At 74.0% G+C, this 19683-nt stretch carries 19 protein-coding genes; 10 read left to right on the top strand and 9 right to left on the bottom strand.

What is annotated here, in order from left to right:
• Positions 1-22: 22 nt before the first annotated feature.
• Complete coding sequence (locus BMY61_RS13545) at positions 23-532, bottom strand: MarR family winged helix-turn-helix transcriptional regulator (RefSeq protein ID WP_042447290.1); 510 nt, start codon at positions 530-532, stop codon at positions 23-25.
• A gap of 94 nt (positions 533-626) precedes the next feature.
• On the opposite strand from BMY61_RS13545, the gene BMY61_RS13540 reads away from it, so the two are divergent.
• The gene (locus BMY61_RS13540) at positions 627-1061 is read left to right on the top strand and encodes a GNAT family N-acetyltransferase (RefSeq protein ID WP_042447292.1); all 435 of its coding nucleotides are present in this window, start codon (positions 627-629) and stop codon (positions 1059-1061) included.
• A 21-nt stretch (positions 1062-1082) separates the two neighbouring features.
• Here BMY61_RS13540 and BMY61_RS13535 read toward each other — a convergent pair whose 3' ends face one another.
• From BMY61_RS13535 to BMY61_RS13515, 5 genes are all read right to left on the bottom strand, one after another.
• Positions 1083-3245 carry a B12-binding domain-containing radical SAM protein gene (locus BMY61_RS13535; RefSeq protein ID WP_042447294.1) on the bottom strand — a complete coding sequence of 721 codons (2163 nt, stop codon included), beginning with the start codon at positions 3243-3245 and terminating at the stop codon, positions 1083-1085.
• On the bottom strand, positions 3242-4657 hold the full coding sequence (locus BMY61_RS13530; RefSeq protein WP_236656003.1) for an MFS transporter: 1416 nt from the start codon (positions 4655-4657) through the stop codon (positions 3242-3244). The genes BMY61_RS13535 and BMY61_RS13530 overlap by 4 nt, the downstream gene beginning before the upstream one ends.
• A gap of 42 nt (positions 4658-4699) precedes the next feature.
• Complete coding sequence (locus tag BMY61_RS13525) at positions 4700-5329, bottom strand: flavoprotein (RefSeq protein ID WP_063773242.1); 630 nt, start codon at positions 5327-5329, stop codon at positions 4700-4702.
• Positions 5326-6696 (bottom strand): radical SAM protein, encoded by a 1371-nt coding sequence (locus tag BMY61_RS13520; protein WP_042447296.1) that lies wholly within the window; start codon positions 6694-6696, stop codon positions 5326-5328. The genes BMY61_RS13525 and BMY61_RS13520 overlap by 4 nt, the downstream gene beginning before the upstream one ends.
• Before the next feature lie 106 nt (positions 6697-6802).
• On the bottom strand, positions 6803-7000 hold the full coding sequence (locus tag BMY61_RS13515) for an aroma-sacti cluster domain-containing protein (RefSeq protein WP_042447298.1): 198 nt from the start codon (positions 6998-7000) through the stop codon (positions 6803-6805).
• Between the two features lie 222 nt (positions 7001-7222).
• Here BMY61_RS13515 and BMY61_RS13510 point away from each other — a divergent pair, with 222 nt between their 5' ends.
• The 7 genes from BMY61_RS13510 (at position 7223) to BMY61_RS13480 (ending at position 14777) form a co-directional block, all read left to right on the top strand.
• The gene (locus tag BMY61_RS13510) at positions 7223-7717 is read left to right on the top strand and encodes a helix-turn-helix domain-containing protein (protein ID WP_075003895.1); all 495 of its coding nucleotides are present in this window, start codon (positions 7223-7225) and stop codon (positions 7715-7717) included.
• Positions 7714-10998 carry an ATP-binding protein gene (locus BMY61_RS13505; protein ID WP_042447300.1) on the top strand — a complete coding sequence of 1095 codons (3285 nt, stop codon included), beginning with the start codon at positions 7714-7716 and terminating at the stop codon, positions 10996-10998. Before BMY61_RS13510 ends, BMY61_RS13505 begins: the two co-directional genes overlap by 4 nt.
• Positions 10995-11975, top strand: coding sequence for a S8 family serine peptidase (locus BMY61_RS13500; RefSeq protein WP_082014999.1), 981 nt, complete (start codon positions 10995-10997; stop codon positions 11973-11975). The genes BMY61_RS13505 and BMY61_RS13500 overlap by 4 nt, the downstream gene beginning before the upstream one ends.
• The gene (locus BMY61_RS13495; RefSeq protein WP_042447301.1) at positions 11959-12516 is read left to right on the top strand and encodes a GAF domain-containing protein; all 558 of its coding nucleotides are present in this window, start codon (positions 11959-11961) and stop codon (positions 12514-12516) included. Before BMY61_RS13500 ends, BMY61_RS13495 begins: the two co-directional genes overlap by 17 nt.
• Positions 12509-13525: an ATP-grasp domain-containing protein gene (locus BMY61_RS13490; RefSeq protein ID WP_042447303.1), complete on the top strand. Its 1017-nt coding sequence runs from the start codon at positions 12509-12511 to the stop codon at positions 13523-13525. Before BMY61_RS13495 ends, BMY61_RS13490 begins: the two co-directional genes overlap by 8 nt.
• A gap of 140 nt (positions 13526-13665) precedes the next feature.
• Positions 13666-14232, top strand: coding sequence for a hypothetical protein (locus BMY61_RS13485; RefSeq protein ID WP_042447305.1), 567 nt, complete (start codon positions 13666-13668; stop codon positions 14230-14232).
• 86 nt (positions 14233-14318) lie between these two features.
• Entirely contained in the window at positions 14319-14777 is a 459-nt protein-coding gene (locus tag BMY61_RS13480) for a COG4315 family predicted lipoprotein (protein ID WP_052438668.1), read from the top strand.
• A gap of 7 nt (positions 14778-14784) precedes the next feature.
• Here BMY61_RS13480 and BMY61_RS13475 read toward each other — a convergent pair whose 3' ends face one another.
• Complete coding sequence (locus tag BMY61_RS13475) at positions 14785-15258, bottom strand: carboxymuconolactone decarboxylase family protein (protein ID WP_042447307.1); 474 nt, start codon at positions 15256-15258, stop codon at positions 14785-14787.
• An 85-nt stretch (positions 15259-15343) separates the two neighbouring features.
• On the bottom strand, positions 15344-16675 hold the full coding sequence (locus BMY61_RS13470; protein WP_236656004.1) for a helix-turn-helix transcriptional regulator: 1332 nt from the start codon (positions 16673-16675) through the stop codon (positions 15344-15346).
• A gap of 148 nt (positions 16676-16823) precedes the next feature.
• On the opposite strand from BMY61_RS13470, the gene BMY61_RS13465 reads away from it, so the two are divergent.
• Together BMY61_RS13465 and BMY61_RS13460 are read left to right on the top strand one after the other, a co-directional pair.
• Positions 16824-17780, top strand: coding sequence for an NADP-dependent oxidoreductase (locus tag BMY61_RS13465; RefSeq protein ID WP_042447309.1), 957 nt, complete (start codon positions 16824-16826; stop codon positions 17778-17780).
• Positions 17781-17880: 100 nt separating this feature from the next.
• Positions 17881-18921: a methyltransferase gene (locus BMY61_RS13460; protein WP_052438669.1), complete on the top strand. Its 1041-nt coding sequence runs from the start codon at positions 17881-17883 to the stop codon at positions 18919-18921.
• Here the strand turns inward: BMY61_RS13460 and BMY61_RS13455 are convergent.
• Positions 18887-19633 carry a hypothetical protein gene (locus tag BMY61_RS13455; RefSeq protein WP_143094325.1) on the bottom strand — a complete coding sequence of 249 codons (747 nt, stop codon included), beginning with the start codon at positions 19631-19633 and terminating at the stop codon, positions 18887-18889. The two genes, BMY61_RS13460 and BMY61_RS13455, sit on opposite strands and share 35 nt — an antisense overlap.
• Between the last annotated feature and the right edge of the window lie 50 nt (positions 19634-19683).

Raw genomic sequence — 19683 nt, 5'->3', positions numbered from 1 at the left:
TCGGCGACCGGCCGGGCCCGCCTCAGGCGCCGGGGAGGCTGCGGCCCAGCTTGCGCAGCAGGTCCGCGAGGGTGGCGCGCTCGTCGGTCGTCAGGCCGGCGAGGAGGGTCGCCTCGTTGTGGAGGTGGGCGGCGACCGCCTCGTCGACGAGGGCGCGGCCGCGTTCGGTGAGCCCGATGATCCGGCCGCGTGCGTCCTCGTGCGCCGTCCGGCGGCTGACGAGGCCCGCGCGTTCGAGCCGGTCGACGCGCTTGGTCACCGCTCCCGAGGTGACCATGGTGGACCCGCGCAGCTCGCCCGCGGTCAGCTCGAACGGGGCGCCGGCACGGCGCAGCGAGGCGAGGATGTCGAACTCGCCGCGGCCGAGGTCGTAGCGGTCGAAGACCTGGGCGAGGCGCTCGTCCAGGGCCCAGTGCAGACGGCTGATGCGCCCGATCACGTGCACGGGGGTGGAGTCGAGGTCCGGCCGCTCCCGGCGCCACTGCGCGACGATGCGGTCGACGGCGTCGGCGTCGGAGGGTTGCTGGGTCATCGCTTGACGATCTCTTCCGTGGAAACTAAGTTATTTTCCACGGAAACTATCGCAGCTGCCCGGCTCCGGGCAACTGCCCGGAGGGGGCCGAACCGTGACCGAGTACAGCTGGACCTACCGTGTCGAGGACGTGGACCTCGAGGAGCTGTCACAGCTCTACCGCATCGCGCCGCTGGGCGACATGCCGCCCGAGGAGCTCGCCGTCGTGTTCGGCAACAGCATGTTCACCTGCTTCGTCCACTGCGACGGCGTCCTCGTCGGTGCGGGACGGGCGCTGGCGGACGGTGTGGACTGCGCCTACATCGGCCACGTCGCGGTGCACCCCGACCACCAGGGTGGGGGACTCGGGTCGAGCCTTGTGCGCCGCCTGATGGAGCTGGCCGAGGGCCACAAGAAGATCATTCTCTATGCCGCCCCGGGCGCCGAGAAGTTCTACCGCCGGCTCGGCTTCCTGCCGATGAACACGGCGATGGGTCTGTGGAGCAACCCGGACTCCGCGGTCGAGTCCGGGGTGCTCAGCAGAGCGTGAACGGCGGAACGTGAGCCTGGTTCAGCCGCGGGCGCGCGCCGCCAGCATCAGGCGCAGGGCCTGCTGGAGGGGGCCGTCGCCGTCGAGGTCGAGGCCGTCCGGGGTCTCGATGAGGGTGCCGTCGGTCAGCACCAGGACGGAGGAGCGGCCAGGGACCGAGGATCCGGGAGTCGCCAGCCACTCCTCGAACGCGTCGGAGGTGGACGGCAGGTCTTCCCGGGTGCGGCGGATGACCTCGGCGAAGAAGTCGGGCACGTCGGTCAGGCCGCCGACCGAGGCGAACGGGATGGAGACGGTGCCCTCGCGGACCAGGCGGACCCGCGGCTGCTCGCCGTCCGCGGTCGGCTCCGGCAGCAGCGCGCGGCCGTAGCGGCCGAAGTACAGCAGCGTGTGGGCCGAGTCGATGCCGCCGGTCCAGGGCCGGTCGAACTCGACCCGCCGCGTGCGGGCGACGTACTCCTGCGGGATGCGCGGATCGGTGCCGTCGGGCCAGTGGATCTCGCCCGTGCTCATGTCGCGCCAGGGCAGGTAGCGCCGGACGTCGTCGGAGCGGGACGGGGCGAGCGCCTCGACACCGAAGCGTTCCGGCTCCTTGGCGACGATGGAGCCGGGCGTGAGCGAGAACAGGCCGATCCCGGCGGTCGTCCACAGCTCCTCGTGCTCGTGGAGGAACTCGTGGGTGGCGTAGGCCTCCTGGGTCGTCTCGGTCGGGAAGCCGGTGAAGCCCATCATCTGGGCGGCCACCCCGCTGTCGGCCAGCTCCTTGAGCACGGCCGGAACATTGGCGATCTTGACGCCCTTGTCGATCAGGTCCAGGATCCGCTGCGAACCCGACTCGTAGCCGAAGGAGACCGCCACGCAGCCCGAGTCGGCGAGGAGTTGGCCGACGGCGCGTTCGGGGAAGGTGCGCTCCAGGCGCAGTTCCGCGGCCCAGCGCAGGTCGAGGTCGGACCCGGCGAGCGCCGCGCTGAGCCCCCGCAGGTAGCGCGGGGACATGGCGTCGACGGCGAAGTAGACGTAACGGCCGATCGCGCGGGCCTCGGTCAGGTCCGCGAGGACCGACGCGATCGGGCGCTCCCTCGAGGGGGAGGTGGGCCGGTCGGTGTTGAGCCCGTAGTCGCAGAAGGTGCACTTGTTCCAGTAGCAGCCGCGGGTCGGGCTGTAGAGGAGCACCGGCTCGGGGGACCAGTAGCGTGCCCAGTCCCACACGTCGTAGGCGGGCGCCGGCGGCGTCGCGACGCTGCCGTACACGACCGGGGTGTCCGCACGGTCCCTGGTCATCACGCCGGTGATGCCGCTGAGCGGACGCCCGTCCCGGACGGCGTCCAGGATGCCGACGAGCGCCGCCTCCCCCTCGCCCGGCACCACGAGGTCGACGTCCCGCAGCACCTGCCACAGGCGGTCGCGGTCACCGGTGTACTTGACCAGGTCGCCGATCTCGGTGCCGCCGAGGACGACGACCGCCTCGGGCAGCACGGCGCGCACCAGCCGGGCCATCCGCAGGGCGACCGGCAGCTGGGAGGTGTAGCCGATCGAGAAGCCCACCACCTCCCACGGCTCGTCCAGCAGCTGACGCCGGAACACCTCGTCGAGATAGCCCTCGAAGGGCCGGGCGACGGCGTCGATCACGGACTGGTCGGCGAGGTCCGCGGTGCTGCAGAGGTTGACCCCGGACTTGCCGCGCATCGAGAAGCCGTCCAGCACGCCCACGGGGGTGTGCAGCGAGAGCAGGTCCAGCCAGCGGCCCATGACGCCTACGGCCTGGGCGTAGGTCGGCGGGTGGTAGAAGAGCTCCGGGTCCTGGAAGATCCGCACGGCCTCGCGGGCGGCGGTCGCGTCCAGCCCCTCGGCGGCCAGGCTGAGCCGGTAGCGGAGCTCGTCCCGTCGCGTCGGGGACGGAGCGGACTCCACCTCGGCCCGGACGCGCCGGGCTTCCTCCAGCGCGGCGCCGAAGCGCTCGGGTGCGGCGAGGTACTCGAAGGCGTCCAGGTTGGCGTCGACGCAGCCGCAGCGCGTGTGCCCCGCGGCGCGGGTGGCGCCGACCAGGTACGGGATGGAGTGGTAGGCCGTGGTGGGGTCGGTGACCGGTGGGCTGACCAACAGGTAGGGCACCTCGCGGGAGACCGGCGGCGGGCCGGCCGTGCCGTCGTCCCCGAATCGGCCGAGCGGAACGAAGACACTCATCCCTGGGACTCCTGACTCCTTGGCACGGTCCGGTGCGTGGTCGTGGTCGTGGTCGCGGCCGAGATCGTCGACGCGGCCGAGGTCGTGGCCGGGGTCGCCGTGGCGGGCTCGGGGGAGGGCGTGGGGGGAGGCGTGCCGGCGGTGCCGACCTCGGTGGGGGCCTCGAAGGCCTGGCCGGGCCGGTGGGTGCGGAACGCCCGCTGAGTCAGCGCGGTCAGCACGGCGATCGCGATCGCGGCTCCGGCGATGGGGAAGAACGGCCCCGGGCCGAGCCTGCGCACCCCGAACCCGGCGAGCGCGACGGACACCGGGAACGTCCCCATGACGGCGAGCATCACCAGGCTCATCACCCGGCCGGTCAGCGCGGGCGGGATCCAGGTCTGCAGCATGGTCACCGCGACGATGTTCTGCCAGCCGCTCGCGACGCTGTACAGGGCGATGGCCGCCGCCGCACCGGGCAGTCCGCCCGCGTACGGCACGGCGCCCAGGGCGATGCCCATCACCACCGCCAGCACCGCGAACAGCTTGGCGGGGGCACGGTCCTGGCGGGCGCGGGCGGCCACCATGGACCCGGCCAGGCCGCCGAGGCTGAGGCAGGTCAGCAGCACGCCGTAGCCGCCCGCGCCGAGGTGCTGGTGGGCGAAGCCGGGGAGGGCCACTTCGATGGTGCCGTTGTAGGCCAGGTTGGCCACCAGGGCGACGGCGAGGACCACATGCAGCAGCCGTCCGTGCCGCAGCAGCGTGCCGAAGGACGGGCCGGCAGGTGCCTGCTCCTCCGGGCTCGGCGCTTCCGCCGCCGTGCGGCCGGTGCGCAGGCGCAGCAGCGCGAACGCGGAGACGGCGAACGAGCCGGCGTCCAGGGCCAGCGCGGGGGTGGCCCCGAACAGGGCGACCAGCGCGCCGCCCGCCGTGGGGCCGAGGACGCCGCCCACCTGGTTCGCCATGGTCGACAGCGCGTTGCCCCGGCCCAGTTCGTCCTTGCCGAGCAGGCTCGGCAGCAGCGTGTACGAGGAGGGGAGGAAGAGACCCGAACAGGCCCCCAGCACCACGGCGATCGGCGCCAGCCAGGCCAGCTGCGGTGTGGTGGACGCGGCGAGGGACGCGAGGACGGCGGTGGCGGCGGCGCGCGCGATGTCGGCCAGCAGCATCACCCGGCGCCCGCCGAAGCGGTCCGCCAGGACGCCGCCGAGCGGGATGGTGAGCACGCGGGGCACGCCGTAGCAGGCCAGCACCGCGCCCAGCAGGACGGGGCCGCCGCCCTTGCCGGAGAGCAGCAGCCACGGCAGGGCGACGGCGAAGCAGTAGTCGCCCAGCGTGGAGGTGAACTGGCCGGCCAGCAGCAGCCGGAAGCCGGGCACGGCCCACGGCCCTCCGCGTGCGGTGCGCTTGCGCCGGGGGTGTGGGTCGGCCACGCGTCCTCCTTCGACGTCCCGGTGAACGGGGTCGGTCACGGGTCAGGGCTCCTGGTGTCGGGCGGGGACGGTGGTGTCGGGGACGGTGGTGTCGGGGGCGGTCGCGCCGGTGGGCTGGTCACCGTCGAGGGGCAACCGGAGGAACTCGTCCACCACGGCGCGGACCGTGGCGGGCGAGGGCAGTCCGCAGTTGTCGTGCAGGTCCTGGGTGGCCACCTGCCAGGTGCGGCCGAGCACCGGCTCCATCACGACGTGGCCGTCGGCGCGCAGCCGCGCGACGTTGCGCCGTACGGCCGGGTGCTGCCACATCCGGCGGTTCATCGCCGGGAAGAACAGGACGGGCCGCTCGTGGGCGAGCAGCACCGTGCTGAGCAGTCCGGAGGCGAGTCCGCCCGCGGCCTGGCCGAGGATGTTGGCGGTGGCGGGCAGGACGACCAGGCGGTCGGCCCAGGCGGCCAGCGAGACATGATGCGTGGTCAGTTCGTCGCGGCCGTCGCACAGGACGTCGGGGCAGAGCAGCCCGAGCGTGGTGGGTGGCAGCAGTGCGGCGGCGGAGCGGGTCATCACGACGCGGATCTGCGGGCCGTCGCCCTCGGCGAGGGCGATCAGGTGCTGGGGCAGGGTCAGGATGTTGGCGGAGCCGCAGACGCCGAGCAGCAGCCGGCCGGTCATCGCACCCCGTCCACGCCGGCGGCCGCGGCGGGCACCGGGTCCAGGCCGCATTCCCCGGCCAGCAGGTCGAGCCGGCCCTGGATGTTGAACTTGTAGGCCGGGCACGGCGGATGGCCCTCGTGCCAGGCCTTGGGGCAGGAGCCGCCGCAGGTCGGCATGAAGACGCAGTCGGTGCACCACGACAGCCCGTTCGCGATGTCGTCGTGCCACCCGTCGAAGGGGCCGAGCGGGCGGCCGGGCTCCGGTCCGAGCAGGTCCAGTCGGGTCAGGGCCCGGTTCTCCTCGGCCTCGGGCACCAGCGGGTACTCGGTGCAGGAGAACACGTTGCCGGTGCTGCTGATGATCTCCGACGAGGTGGTGACGGCCGGGCAGACGACCCGTGTGGGCGTGCTCGGCAGCAGCTGCGCCCGCAGCCCGTGGTCCTGCATCAGCCCCAGCCAGGTGAGCTCCCGGGCGGCGAAGGCCTGCCCGGGCAGTTCGACATCCGAGACGTCATTTCCCCACGAATGGACGGCGGCCAGCGTGAACGAGACGTCGGGCCGCGCGAATCCCTCGCGGGCCATGGTCCCGAGGTATTCGGGAATGCTGTCCTGGTTGTCCACGTCGACATTGGTGCGGAAGTTCACGTGGGTGTCGCAGTCCGGCGAGTCGAGTGCCGCCCGCACCGTGTCGACGATGTGGCGGAAAGAGCCCCGTCCGTTCTTCAGCGGGCGATGCCGGTCGTGCACGGCGGCGGGCCCGTCGAGGGTTATCTCGAAGTGCGTCACACCGCACTCGCGCACCAGGACGCGCATCTTCTCCACGGTGAGCAGGGAGCCGTTGGTGACGAGAAAAGAGGTGTACGAAACACCGTGCTCCCTGGCGGCCGCGACGAACCGGGGGGCCAGGCTGCGGATGACGGCGTAGCCGACCATCGGCTCCGCGCCGAACCAGTCCAGGCGCAGACTGCGGGTGGACGGCGCCTCGATGGCGCGCAGCACCCGGTCCCGGACGCGGTCGCGGTGGTCACGTCCCAGCCCGCCGCGGGTGTGCTCCTGGCCGCAGTAGGTGCAGCCCATGTTGCAGTAGGACGTCGGCAGCAGGGCGATGTGGACGGCGGAACGGTCCGCGGAGGCGCGCCGGTTGCGGTCCAGTACCGCGCCGCGCTCGTCCTCCTCGGCCGGGACCAGGATGCGGTGCTCGCGCAGCGGCTCTCGCCAGGGGGGCGGCACGGCCTCGGCGTCCCGGCGGAGCAGGGCGTCGGCGGTGGCCGGATCCACGGCCAGGGTCCGGGCGGTCCGCGTCCCGTAGAGCAGCCGCACCCGGACGCCGCCGGTCCCGGCGTAGGTGCGCTCGCTGACCACCAGGTACCGACTCACCTTGTCCATCCGGCCTCCAGGGGCGCGCAGCTGCGGGGGAACGCGGAGCGGGGAACGGGGGTCGCCGTGCCCGGTGGTCCGGGCACGGCGGAGCCATGACGCGAGGTCAGGCGTGTCAGCAGACGGTGTTGTTGTTGTTGTCGGCGACCTGGCCCTGCACCGCGGCGGCCGCGTCGTTGAGCCGCCCCTGGATGGCGGTCAGCACGGAGACCTCGTCGGGGCTGAGGGTGGAGAAGATCTCGCGCTCCGTGTCGGACAGGAGGTCCACCGGGGTGCCGGCGCTGCGGAGGGCGTCCAGGGCGTCTTGGGACATGCTGGCTCCTTCGGGAGGGGCGGACTTGGCAGGTGCACGAGACAGGTTGCCGAGCCTGCGGCGGGCCCGCATCCCTCGATCTGCTATTGATGCGGCAGGGATCGTTCCGGCGTTTTCCGGCCCGCCCTGGCCGGATCCCGTAGGGTCGCAAAATGCCTGGTGACGCCTTCTTGTTCAGGCACATCGCGCTGGCTACCCTGTGCGGCAGGGGGTGCATTCTGGATGGAAGCAAAACCACCCTTGGCCGAAACCCGGTCCGGTGTTCTCGGATTGACTCGTCGTGAAATCAGCATCGCCTCGATGATCGCGGTCGGCGCGTCCAACCGGCAAATTGCCGAGGATCTGTGGATCAGCCCCCACACGGTGGCCGCGCACCTGTGCAGCATGTTACGGAGAATGGGCGCCTCCAATCGCACGGAACTCATTGCCCGTCTTTATGCCGAGGGCGTTCTCGCACAGGGGGCCTGGCCCCCGCTCCCGGCGGAACACGTGCGCGCCGCGCGGCCGCACGACGGAAACGGAGGGCCGGTTGCCATGACGTTCGATGCATTGCACGCACTGAGGGAGGCCGGGCATCCGGTGGACCTCCTCTCCCACGAGCAACGCTCGGTCCTCGCGGATCTGAACGAGCAGGAGGTTCGCGTGCTGAACACGGTCAAGGACCGGCTGGAGGCGGCGTCCCCCGAGGTGGAGGGGCAGGAACTCAAACTCCTATGAGTCGACAGGTGCGCTGCAGCAGCTGCCACGCCGCGGCACCCGAGGCCGCCCGGTTCTGCCCCGGATGCGGCAGCCCGCTGGCCCTGCGGACGCCGGCGACCGACAGCCGACGCATCGTCACCGTGCTCTTCATGGACCTGGTCAGCTCCACCACGATGGCCGAGACCATGGACGCGGAGGCGCTGCACGCCACCATGGACCGCTACTACACCGCCTGCACCGACGCGATCGGCAGCCGTGGCGGCGTGGTGGAGAAGTTCATCGGCGACGCGGTGATGGCGGTCTTCGGCGGGCTGGTCAGCCACGAGGACGACGCGCTGCGCGCGGTGCAGGCGGCCGCCGCCATCCTCGAGGCGCTCGACGAGGGCAACACCCGGCTCGAGGACGAGTACGGCATCCGGCTCGGCGTGCACTGTGGCATCGCCACCGGCGAGGCCGTCGTGGTCGGTTCGGTCGGCGGCGGGGTGCGCGTGGTGGGCGACGTGGTCCCCACCGCCGCCCGGCTGCAGTCGCAGGCCCAGGCCCACGAGGTGCTGATCGGAGCCGAGACCGCGCGCCTGGTCGCCGGGCGCGTGCGCCTGGAGCGCCTGGAGGACCTCACCCTGCGCGGCAAACGGGACCCGGTGCCCGCCTGGCGGCTGCTCGGCCAACGCCGCGGGGACGAGCGCGACGACCTGCCCACCGCCGTGCCCCTGGTCGGACGCGACCGCGAACTGCGGCTCCTGGAACGCGAATGGGAGCAGGCCCGGCGGGAAGCCCGGTGCCGCCTCGCGGTGGTCACCGGGCCCGCCGGGATCGGCAAGACCCGGCTGCTGCGCGAGTTCACCGACCGCAGCGCCGCCCAGGGCCACCTGGTGCTGCGCGGCGCCTGTCAGCCCTACGGGGCCGGCCTCACCTACCGCCCGGTCGCCGAAGTGGTGCACTCCCTGGCGGACGGGAGCGGTGAGGACGGCTGCGGTGAGGACGGCTGGGACGAGGCGGTCCGGGTGCTGCGCGCCGACCACCCCAATCCCGAACGCGCCGTCGCCGCACTCGCGGTGGCGGTGGGGCGCGCCCCCGGGACCGGCGCGGGCGGCGGCCGGTCCGGCGTCAGCGTCCCCGAGATCGCCTGGGCGTTCCGGGGGTTGGTGGAGGTGCTGGCCCGGCGCCGTCCCGTCGTGCTCGCCTTCGAGGACGTCCAGTGGGCCGAGCCCACCCTGCTCGACCTGCTCGCGGGTGTGGCCGCCCACGCCCGCGACGCGCAGGCGCTGATCGTCTGCGCCGCCCGGGACGAGGAACCGCCGTCGGCCACTGACGCTGCGGCCACGGAGGCATCCGCCACGGAGGGCGCCGGGAGCCGTCTGGGGGACGCGACGACCGTCCGGCTCGGACCGCTGGAGGCGCCGGAGACGCGCCGGCTGGTCGCGCTGCTGGCCGAGCGCGCGGAGGTCACCGCCCAACAGGCCACCGACGTCCACCTCCGGCGGATCGTCGAGGAGTGCGCGGGCCACCCCCTGCTGGCCGAGCTGCTCACCGACAGCCTCGCCGAGGGGTTACCGGTCGGCGGCGCCGTGCCGACCTCCATCCGCGTCCTGCTGTCCGCCTGGCTGGACCGGCTGCCCCGGACCGACCGTCAGGTGCTGGAGCGGGCCGCCTGCGTCGGCGGCTCCTTCACCGAGGCGGACGTGCTGACCCTCGCCGACGACACCACCGGCCTCAGCGCCGGGGTGGTCGCCGACAGCCTCGCCCGGCTGGGAAGGGCGGGCGCCGTCCACCCGTCCGGATACGCCGCGGGCCACCGGTTCACCCGCATGCTGGCCCGCGACACGCTGTACGAGATGACGCCGAAGGCCACCCGCGCCGCCTGGCACACCCGTCTCGCCGACCGCTCCGCTCTGCATCTCTCGGTGCCGGTGCCGGTGCCGGGGCCGGCCCCGGACGAGACGCACGTCGCGGACCGCGCCCACCACCTGGAGTCCGCCGTCCGGCTGACCGCCGAGGTGCAGCCCGGCCACCCGGATCTGCCCGGCCTCACCGCCCGCGCCGCCCACGCCCTGGTCGGCGGCGGCTACCAGGCGCTGCATCTGCGCGACCTGGGCGCCGCGATCTCGCTCATGGAGCGAGGCCGGGCGCTGACCCCGCCGCAGGACCGGGAGCACCGGACGCTCGCCGTGCGCATCAGTGACGCCCGTGGCGCCCTCGGCGAGTGGCCGCTCGCCCTGGCCGCCGTCACCGAGGCGGAACGGCTGGCCGGCGAGGACGGGTGGACCCGCGACACCTGCGAGGTGCTCCGCGCGACGATCGCCCTGCGCACCGGGGACCGCACGGCCCCCTCCCAACCGCACCCGGACGCCCTCGACCACCTCGGCTGGTGCCGCCTGCACCAGTACCAGGCCCTGGCCGGGTTCGCGGACGGCCGCCTCGGGCAGGCCGAGACCGCCGTCCGGCGGGCGCTGGAGCGCGCCGAACTCCTCGGGGACCGCTACGAGGGGGACCGCCTGCTGGTGACCCTGTGCGAGTTGGCCCAGTGGTCGCCGACACCGGTGGACTCCGCGCTCGCCCTCTGCGACGACCTGGCCGGCCGGTTCGACGGGGACCGGCCGCTGCTGATCCCGGTGCTGCTCACCCGCGCCCGCATGCTGGCGCTGGCCGGGGACGCCGACCTCGCGCGCGAGCAGATCGGCCAGGCCCGGCGCCACGCCACCGACCTCTCGCTGCTGCCCGGCCTGGTCGCCTGCGACCAGGTCGCCGCCCTCGTCGACGCGCTGACCGGGGACCACGGCGTCGCCGCGACCGGCTACCTTCGGGCCGCCGGGCTGCTGACCTCCCTCGGCCAGCCGTCCACCGCGGCCACGCTCACCGTTCACGCCGCCCGCGCGCACCTGAGGGCCGGATCGCCGCAGAGCAGCCGCGCCTGCCTGGACAGCCTGGACGGGCCGGACTCCCTGGAGCTGCGCGGCCGCTCCGTCCTGCTCGTCGTACGGGCCCGACTCGCCCTGCTGGACGGCGAGTCGGCGGCGGCCCGGGCAGCGGTGGAGGAGGCGCTGTCCGTGGTCGCACGCACCGACGACCCGTGCCTGCTCGGCGAGGTCCGCTTCGGCGCCGCACAGGTGCTGGCCGCCGTCGCGGCCGACGACCTCGGCGCTCACCGCGCCGACGACCGCGCCGACGACCGCGTCGACTGCGCCGACCGCGCCGACCGCCTCGCGTGCGAGGCGCTGGACGCCCTGCTCGCCAAGGGCGCCGCCCTGCCCGCCACCGAGGTCCGTCGGTGGCTCGACGCGCGAAGGAACCGCCGATGAGCCCAGGACCCGACGCCCCCACCCGGCCGGCGACGCCGGGCGCCGCGCCGGCCGCGTCAGCCGTCCCGACGGAGTCGGCCGCTCCGGCGGAGGCGGAGCCCGTCGCGCCGCCGTGGCGGGGTGGCGCGCACCGGCACGTCGTGGGCGTGCCCGCCTACGGTGCCCGCACCAGCGGCGGCGGGAGCGGGGAGTTCCCGCTCGCCGACCTGCCCGGCGTGGGGCCCGCCTGGGCGTGGGGCGGCGCCGACGGCGCCGGCGTCCGGGTGTGCGTCGTCGACAGCGGCGTCGAGGGAGGACACCCCCTGGTCGGCGAGGTCGACCGCTCGGTCACCGTCGTCGACCGCGAGGACGGCACGGTCGGCATCGCCGACTGCCCGCCCACCGACGTCGCCGGACACGGCACCGCCTGCGCGGGCGTGATCCGCGCCATCGCCCCCGGCGTCTCCCTCTCCTCCGCGCGGGTGCTCACCGACGGCAAGAACGGCAGCGGAGACGCCCTGCTGGCCGGGTTGTCCTGGGCCGTCGAGGAGGGCTTCGACGTCGTCAACCTGTCGCTCGCGACCACCCGGCAGGCCCTCGCCGCGAGCCTGCACGAACTCGCCGACCGCGCCTACTTCCGCCGCTGCACGCTCGTGGTCTCCGCCCACAACCGTCCCGTGCCCAGCTTTCCCTGGTCCTTCGCCTCGGTCGTCTCGGTCGCCAGCCACGACGAGGACGGGCCGATGACCTACTACTACAACCCGGCGCCGCCGGTGGAGTTCCACGCCCGCGGGGTGCGGGTCCCGGTCGCCTGGCCCGGCGGTGGCACGATCCGGTCGACCGGCAACAGCTTCGCGGCCCCGCACATCGCCGGCCTGTGCGCCCTGGTGCTCAGCAAGCACCCGTGGCTGACCCCGGCCCAGCTGAAGACGGTCCTCTTCCAATGTGCGGCCAACGTGGCGCACCGAACCGGAGGTGCACATGAGCCCGGCCGATGACCTCGACGCGAGCACCGAGAGACGGCTGCTGCGTTCGGTCGTCCAGGTGGCCCGGCACGCGTTCGGCGCAGCGGCCGCGTCCGTGTTCCTGGTCGATCCCGACACCCGCGAACTGGTCTTCGAGGCGGTGGCGGGGGAGGGCGACGACAAGCTCGTCGGCACCCGCTTCCCCGCCGGGACGGGCATCGCCGGCTGGGTGGCCTCCTCCGGCCAGTCCATGCTCGTCGACGACCTGCGCGAGTCGCGCCAGTTCGACACCAAGGCGGCGCAGTCGACCGGCTACGTGCCCGACAGCATCATGGCCGCCCCCCTGTTCAGCGGCGACGCCTGCATCGGCGTCCTGGAGGTGCTGGACCGGGGCGCCGAGATGCCCGCGAGGGAGATGGCCGACGTCGCCCTGCTCGACCTCCTCGCCGACCAGGCCGCGATCGGCCTGGAGCTGCTGACCCGGCTGCGGGAGACCTCCCCGAGCCGACGCTCGGACAAGGCCATGCAGCTGCTCGCGATGGCGGAGGCACTGCTCGCGAACACCCATGGCTGAACCGTCCGAACGGGCCGAACGCACGGGGCGGGCCGAACCCTCCGTCCTGGTGCTGACCCGTCGCGGGGACCGGGAGGCCGGGCTCGTCGCGACGCTGCTGCGCCGTGCCGGTGTCCCCGTCACCCGGCTCGACGCGGACGCGCCCGGAGGCGTCGGGGACGTCCTGTGCACGTCGGACGGGGTGCTGGAGATCGCCGGTGCCCGAATCCGTCCCACGGTGACCTGGCACCGGCACTTCAGCCCGCGCGCGCTGCCGGGCTGCGCCGATCCGGGGGGCGACGCGCTCCGGCGCGACGCCTGGGCCGCGCTCGTCCGCCAACTCCCTCTGCTCTCACAGGTGTCGATCGGCGATCAGGAGCCGGGTCAGCTGGCTCAGCTGCGGCAGGCGGCGTCGCTCGGGCTGCGGGTCCCGCGGACCGTCGTCGCCACCGACCCGCGCGCCGCGGCGTCGGCCCTGGCGTCCGGCCGGACCGTGGTCAAGGCCCTCGATCGGCACTACGTGGAGCCGTCGCCGGGCCTGCTGCGCTGGTTCCCGCCCCTGGTCTGCGCACCCGGCCGGACCCGCGTGCTGCGGGGGACCGCGCCGGGGACCCCGCTCGTCGTCCAGGAGTACGTGCCGCACGACCGCGAGATCCGGCTCTACCTCACCGGCACCGAGCACCACGCCTTCGAGGTCGCGAAGGAGCGGCCCGAGGACCTGTGGACCCGTCCCGACCGCGTGGGCGTCGCCGCCGTCGCCACCCCGCCCCCGGCTCTCAGCGCGGCCCGCGCGCTCGCGGAGGCGTTCTCGCTGCGCTACGCCGCGTTCGACTTCCTGATGCAGGGCGACGATCCGGTGTTCCTGGAGCTCAACGTGCACGGCGACTGGCGCTGGTTCGAGCGCAGGGCGGGCGTGGAGACCGTCACCCGGGCGATGGCCCGCACCCTCGGCGCCGCCCACCGCGCCGCCGGGGGCGGCGTCGGCCGCCGCCTGGCCCTGCTCCCGTTCCTCGGCGCGGGCGTCAGCTGACGCCGAGCGTCGGCAGGACGTTCAGCAGCGCCTCGGGCGTCTCGACCTGCGGCAGGTGGCCGGTGGCCGCGCGGGGGCGCGGGGGCGCGGCTGAGGACGACTGCGGACGCAGTGTCAGTCCCGCTTCGTACGATCACGCCATGCCTGATGCCTTCACTGTCCTGTGGACCCAAGACACCTGCCGTGCCCTGCGCAGGGCGGGCCGTGTCGGGCAACGCCCGCCGGTCGCCTTCAGCGGAGTGCACACCTCCCTGCCCGCGTGGTCGGGTGCGGGCGCCGGGGACGGCGTGTACGCCCTGCACGTCAACCGCTGCGAGGTGTTCGTGGTGAGCCGGATGCGCGTGGTCGACCTGGAGCGGCACGAGTGCTGCGGCCAGGCGCCGGCGAGCTGGCGGGAGCCGGCGTTCCCCGGGCACGACGAGTGGTCGATGCTCGGCGCGGGCGGCTGCGGTGCCGCGGCGGTGCATGTCGACGCCACTCCCGTCCGTTTCGACATACCGGTCCCGGGTGAGCTCCTGGAGCGGCTGACCTGGCGCAACCGCGGCGGGCAGACCCGTGTGCTCAAGCACGTGGTGGACGGCCGTCTGGAGCGCTCGATCAGCCTCCAGGGCTTCTACCGTCTCACGCCCGAGTCGGACGCCGACCTGTCGGAGCTCGTCGACGCCTCGGTCCGCGCCCCGGCGGCGGAGCGGCGACGCGCCGGGTGACCTGCGGCGCCGTCGAGATGCCGACGCTGCCGACCTGTGGTGCCGTGGAACCGAAGGCAGGTTCTCCGAGACGGGGTGAACTCCAGATGCGCGTGTTCCTCATCGCTCCGCTGCTGGCCGCTGCGGTCGCCGGCGGTGTCGCCCCGGCCGTCGCGGCGACGGCACCGACGCCGACGCCGTACATGCTCGGCGTGATGGACACCTTTCCCCAGGGCCGGGTCTTCACCGACCAGAACTTCGACACCCTCTACGCCAACCCCGGCGACGTCCCAGCCTCCGGCACCTTCGCCTGCACCGGCACCTGCCTGCAGACCTACCAGCCGGTGCTGGTCGAGCCCGGGACGCCGCTGGTGAAGCCGGCGGGCGTGGCGGGCACGCTCGGCACCACACCGCGTCCGGACGAGGCGACCGAGGTCCAGGTCACCGTCAACGGCCAGCCCGTCTACACCTACGTCAGCGACCTGCCCGGCGACACCGGCGGCGTGACCACGGTCTGGCACGTCGTCCTGGCGCCGGTCACTCCCGCCCCGGTCCCTCCTTCCTAGGCCCAGGTCAGCGAACGACCTTTCCCTCCGCGTCGCGCGGGCGGACGGGGTGTCGGCTGAGGATGGAGATCCGGTTGAACGCGTTGATCGTGACCGCGATCCATTCCGCAGCCACGAACGCCTCGTCACCGAGCACGTGCTGGGCGCCGGCCAGGTCCGCCTCGCTGTCGTCGGTCAACGGCAGCTTCGTCGCCGCCTCTGCGATCGCGAGCACGGCCTTCTCGCGGTCGGAGTAGACGTCGGTCTCGCGCCAGGCCGGCAGCAGGTCCAGCTTCTGCTGCGGCACGCCGGCCTGTCGGGCCTCCCGGGCATGCAGATCCAGGCAGAACGCGCACCCGTTCACCTGCGAGGCGCGGACCTTGATCAGTTCGCGTTCCTGGGCCGACAGACCCCGGGCCGTCGCGGACTGCGTGACGACGGCCGAATACGCCGTGGCCGCCTCCCACACCTCGGGCGCGACCTTGTCCACGAACGGACGCATTACCGACCCCTCACTTGATTCCACGGCTGCCGACAGCCTAGATGATCAGCCTGATGGCCTCGGGTGCCCGGCCGAGTGTCTCTGCTCAGGACGCCGCGTGCAGTCGCGGCGTCCGCGGCAGGCCCGCCCGGTGGGCGAGGGCGGCCGCCTCGCCGCGGGAGCTGACGTCCAGCTTGGTCAGGATGTTGGCCACATGGAACTTCACCGTGGACTCGCTGATGTGCAGCGCCGTCGCGATGTCCCGGTTGCGGCGGCCCTGGGCGAGCTCGGCGAGGACCTCGCGCTCGCGTGGCTGCAGGCCGTCCAGCGGGTCGACGGCGAGGGCCGGCTCGGGCAGCGAGAGCGGCAGGTCGACGGTGACGGTCGTGCCCCAGCCGGGGACGGCCTCGACGGTGCCGCGGCCGCCGAGGGCGCTGATCCGGTCGGCGGTGCGGTGCACCGCCAGTGCGTCGGCGCCGAGCAGGCCGTGGCCGTCGCCGCGCACCACGGCGCGCAGGGAGCCGTCCTCGGTCACCTGCCAGCTCACGTGCAGCCGGGTCGGCCGTTCCTGATCCAGCATCAGCAGGACCGCCACCCGGGTGGCGTCCCTGACGGTGTGGGCGACGTCCCCCGGGACGGACCCGGCGCTCTGCGGCGGCGGCGCGAGGTCCAGGCGGACCTTGGTGTGGCGCAGCAGCGGGCGCAGCTCTCGCGCCAGCCGGGCGAAGGCGGCCGCGGCGGGCTCCTCGCTGAGCGCGAGGTCCAGTTCGGCGCCGCGCCGCAGGTCCAGCACGGCCGTGACGGCCAGTTCGGTGGCGGCGCGCCGGGCCGTGGCGTCGTCGAGGTCGGCGGAGCGCAGCGGCGCCAGGATGGCGCCGAGTGCGGCGCTGTGGGTGCCGGTGAACTCGGCGATCGCCCGCGCGCGGGCGTTGGCGGCGGCCCGGGAGTGCGCCGTGGGTCCCGGTGCGGCGTCGGTGGCGCGGTGGTCGGAGTGGGCGATCACCACGTTCCACAGCTGTTGCAGGACGGCCAGCGCGTCCGGGTCCACCGGATCGGCGCTCGCGCGGACCAGCACCAGCACGGCGCCCTTGCTGTCGCCCGGAACCGCCGAGGCCACCACGGCCGGGCGGACGCGGCCCGCGAGCTCGGCCTCGCCCTGCCATGGCCGGCCGGTCGCGGTGGTGTCCTTCGCCAGGTCGGCCAGCGCCGCCAGTTCCAGGCCGGTGATGTCCCGGGTCAGCTCCGGCGGACCGTAGCTCTGGGTGGGCGAGTAGGTGCAGACACCGCTGAGGTGGGCGATCGCCGTGTGCGGCACCAGCGTCGCGACCACCTCGGACAGGCGCAGCAGCACGTGCGGCCGCGGCGCGCGCAGCACCTCGACGGCCCGCGCCAGCGCGTCCACGGGCCGTGCCCAGTCGTCCCGCCACGTCTCGTCCATGCCGTCCATCCTGCTTCCGCTCCCGCCTCCGGCCGCCTGCCCGTTCGGCCAGGTGGAACTGTCCGAACGGGCGGGCGGGCGCCGACCCACCCCGTCACAGGATGGAGGCATCGCAAGAACCAACTCATCGAAGCCCTGGAGACATTCCATGACCAAGGCGATCGCCTTCCCGCACTACGGCGACGCGGACGTGCTGCGTCCGGTCGACGTCGAGCTGCCGGCCCCCGGCCCCGGCCAGGTCCTGGTGGCCGTCCGGGCGGTGGGTGTCAACCCGCTGGACCACAAGGTGCGCAGTGGCGCGCTGGACGGGTTCTTCCCGGTCACCTTCCCTGCCGTGCCCGGCTACGAGCTGTCCGGGGTGGTGGAGGCCGTCGGCGACGGCGTCCACGGCTTCGAGCCGGGCGACGAGGTGTTCGGCGCCGTGATGGGCGGCGCCTACGCCGAGCACGCCCTGGTGGCCGCGGAGCAGCTCGCGCTCAAGCCGGCCGCGCTGAGCTGGGAGCAGGCCGCCGCGATCCCGGTCGCGGCCGAGACCGCCGCGCGCGCCCTCGACGCCCTCGACGTGCGGGCGGGCCAGACCCTGCTGGTGCACGGTGCGGCCGGCGGTGTCGGCACGCTGCTGCTCCAGTTCGCCCGGGCGCGCGGGATCACCGTGATCGGCACCGCGAGCGAGGCCAACCACGACCATCTGCGCGAGCTGGGCGCGATCCCGGTGACCTACGGCGAGGGCCTGGCCGACCGGGTCCGGGCGGCCGCCCCGGCCGGCGTCGACCGGGTGCTGGACGCGGCCGGGCAGGGCGGGGTGCTGCCGCTCTCGGTCGACCTCACGGGCGGCGCGGACCGGGTGCTGACGATCGCCGACATGGCGGGCGCGCAGGAGCACGGCGTCCGCTTCTCGGGCGGGGCCGACGGCGGCGAGCTGTACCACGCGAGCGGCTATGCGGCGGCGCTGGCCCTGCACGAGGCCGGCACGCTCCGGCTGCCGCTGCACGGCGTCTTCCCGTTGGCGGAGGCGGCCGAGGCACAGCGGGCCAGCGAGCACGGGCACCTGCGCGGCAAGATCGTCCTGACGGTCCGTCCCGCCGCGCCTGCGCGGCGCGGCTGAAGGCACTGCGTTCGGATCCGCTCCTGCGCGACGGCGGCTGACCGGTCCGTTCGGCGGTCGGCCGCGGGCGCGTGACCGACCGCCCGTTTACGTTGTGTGCATGACCGACATGGCCGACACCGTCGCGGCGCTGCGCCTGCTCGGCGGGTTCCAGCTCTCCCAGGCCGCCTACGTGGCCGCGCGCGCCGGGATCGCGGACCTGCTGCTCGACGGCCCGAAGCCCGTCGCGGAGCTCGCCGTCGCCGCTGGCCTGCGCACCGAGCCGCTGGCCCGGATCGTCCGCGTGCTGTCCGGTGAGGGCGTGTTCACCTTCGACCCCGGGACACAGCTGGTGGGCCTCGGCCGACTCGGACGGACCTTCGTCACCGACGCGCCGGAGTCACTGCGCAACATCGCGCTCATGTGGATGGAGACCCACTACCTGCCCTTCGACGAGCTGTGGGGCACCGTGTGCGACGGCGTCCCCGCCGCCGAACGGGCGCTCGGGATGCCCTTCTTCGACTGGATCGGGCGCGACCCGGCCCTGGTGGCCCTGTTCACCGCGGCCATGCGGGACTTCGCCCGCGCGATCCGGCAAGGGGCCATCGACGCGGTCGACGTCGGCCGGGCCGCCTGTGTCGTCGACGTCGGGGGCGCGGACGGGGCGGTCCTCGCCTCCGTCGCCTCCCGCCGTCCCGACCTGCGGGGGGTCGTCTTCGACCTGCCCCACGTGGTCACCGCCGCGGCCGACGTGCTCCGGGCGGGCGGCCTGGAGGACCGCGTCACCACGGTGGGCGGCGACTTCTTCGCGGAGGTCCCGGCGGGAGACTGCCATCTCGCCTGCTTCATCCTGCACGACTGGGACGACGAACGGGCCGGCCGCATCCTCGACCGGATCCACGAGGCGGCGAGCGCCCCCACCGCACGGCTGCTCCTCGTCGAGATCGTCCTCGGCGAGGGGTCCGCCCACGAGGTCGGCTCCCTGCTGGACCTCACCATGCTCGGCATGCTCACCGGCCACGAACGCACCTCCGACGACTGGCGCGCCCTCCTCGCCGCCCACGGCTTCCACCTCGACCGCATCCGCCCGACGGGCGGTCCGATGTGCGTGCTGGAGGCCACACGGATCAGCGGTGCCGACGGGTCGGTGCCACAGGGGTGATCACCCCGTCACGCGCGAGGGCCTCGGCTCTCCCGGTCGTCCGTCCCGGCGCTGCGGCCAGGACGCTCGCGGTCGGTCGCAGCGAACGGGCGGTCAGCTCCCGCTCGGCTGCCGCCTGCAGCTCACCCCAGCGGGGCTGCGGCTTGGCGCCGAAGAGGCGCCACCGCTTCTCCCACTGCACGCCAGCAGCGCCCACCACGGCCTCGCGGGCAACGGCAGCGTCGTCCAGGTGCCCGTTCCTGACGAGGTGCGCCCGGCGTTTGATCTTCGCCCCGACGGCCTGCTCCGTCCAGCGCCGCAGTCGTCTCTGCAGGTGGTAGGCGAGGATCTCGTCCATGCCACCCGAGACCTTGCTGACAGGAGCGGCCACCGCCGCGAGCCGGGACCGACGCAGTCGACCGTGCCGACCGCACCAGTAGAGCCGATCCGCCTCGACCCCGATCACGTCGGCGATGGCCACGTTGCGGTTGCGCAGGTAGCCGCGGATCACGACGCCCTCGCTGTCGGCGTAGACGTAGGCCCGCGCGATCCGAAAGCCGAGAGCCAGCGCCATCAGGACGGCACAGCTCCCCCCAAGCCATGCCGTGGCGGAATCGATCGGTGCCTTCGCGAACAGGACGGCTGGACCGACGCCCACGATCAGCAGAGCGCTGACGGCCAGCCCGTACCGCGCGGCAGGCGACCGCTCCAGCCACAGTCCTTCAGACCTCACGTCCGACCCCACCGCTCGAGGCCCGAGACAGTACAGCCACGGGCAGCGGA

It is taken from the genome of Streptacidiphilus jiangxiensis (genome assembly GCF_900109465.1).
GTDB classification, from domain to species: domain Bacteria; phylum Actinomycetota; class Actinomycetes; order Streptomycetales; family Streptomycetaceae; genus Streptacidiphilus; species Streptacidiphilus jiangxiensis.
This window is presented reverse-complemented; position numbering and strand designations above follow the sequence as displayed.

Bases quoted from the DNA above. Each gene is read 5' to 3' on its own strand.
- BMY61_RS13505 (WP_042447300.1), top strand. From the start codon at position 7,714: ATGAGTCGACAGGTGCGCTGCAGCAGCTGCCACGCCGCGGCACCCGAG.
- BMY61_RS13490 (WP_042447303.1), top strand. From the start codon at position 12,509: ATGGCTGAACCGTCCGAACGGGCCGAACGCACGGGGCGGGCCGAACCC.
- BMY61_RS13465 (WP_042447309.1), top strand. From the start codon at position 16,824: ATGACCAAGGCGATCGCCTTCCCGCACTACGGCGACGCGGACGTGCTG.
- BMY61_RS13510 (WP_075003895.1), top strand. From the start codon at position 7,223: ATGGAAGCAAAACCACCCTTGGCCGAAACCCGGTCCGGTGTTCTCGGA.
- BMY61_RS13525 (WP_063773242.1), bottom strand. From the start codon at position 5,329: ATGACCGGCCGGCTGCTGCTCGGCGTCTGCGGCTCCGCCAACATCCTG.
- BMY61_RS13475 (WP_042447307.1), bottom strand. From the start codon at position 15,258: ATGCGTCCGTTCGTGGACAAGGTCGCGCCCGAGGTGTGGGAGGCGGCC.
- BMY61_RS13470 (WP_236656004.1), bottom strand. From the start codon at position 16,675: ATGGACGAGACGTGGCGGGACGACTGGGCACGGCCCGTGGACGCGCTG.
- BMY61_RS13535 (WP_042447294.1), bottom strand. From the start codon at position 3,245: ATGAGTGTCTTCGTTCCGCTCGGCCGATTCGGGGACGACGGCACGGCC.
- BMY61_RS13545 (WP_042447290.1), bottom strand. From the start codon at position 532: ATGACCCAGCAACCCTCCGACGCCGACGCCGTCGACCGCATCGTCGCG.
- BMY61_RS13460 (WP_052438669.1), top strand. From the start codon at position 17,881: ATGACCGACATGGCCGACACCGTCGCGGCGCTGCGCCTGCTCGGCGGG.
- BMY61_RS13485 (WP_042447305.1), top strand. From the start codon at position 13,666: ATGCCTGATGCCTTCACTGTCCTGTGGACCCAAGACACCTGCCGTGCC.
- BMY61_RS13495 (WP_042447301.1), top strand. From the start codon at position 11,959: ATGAGCCCGGCCGATGACCTCGACGCGAGCACCGAGAGACGGCTGCTG.
- BMY61_RS13515 (WP_042447298.1), bottom strand. From the start codon at position 7,000: ATGTCCCAAGACGCCCTGGACGCCCTCCGCAGCGCCGGCACCCCGGTG.
- BMY61_RS13520 (WP_042447296.1), bottom strand. From the start codon at position 6,696: ATGGACAAGGTGAGTCGGTACCTGGTGGTCAGCGAGCGCACCTACGCC.
- BMY61_RS13500 (WP_082014999.1), top strand. From the start codon at position 10,995: ATGAGCCCAGGACCCGACGCCCCCACCCGGCCGGCGACGCCGGGCGCC.
- BMY61_RS13480 (WP_052438668.1), top strand. From the start codon at position 14,319: ATGCGCGTGTTCCTCATCGCTCCGCTGCTGGCCGCTGCGGTCGCCGGC.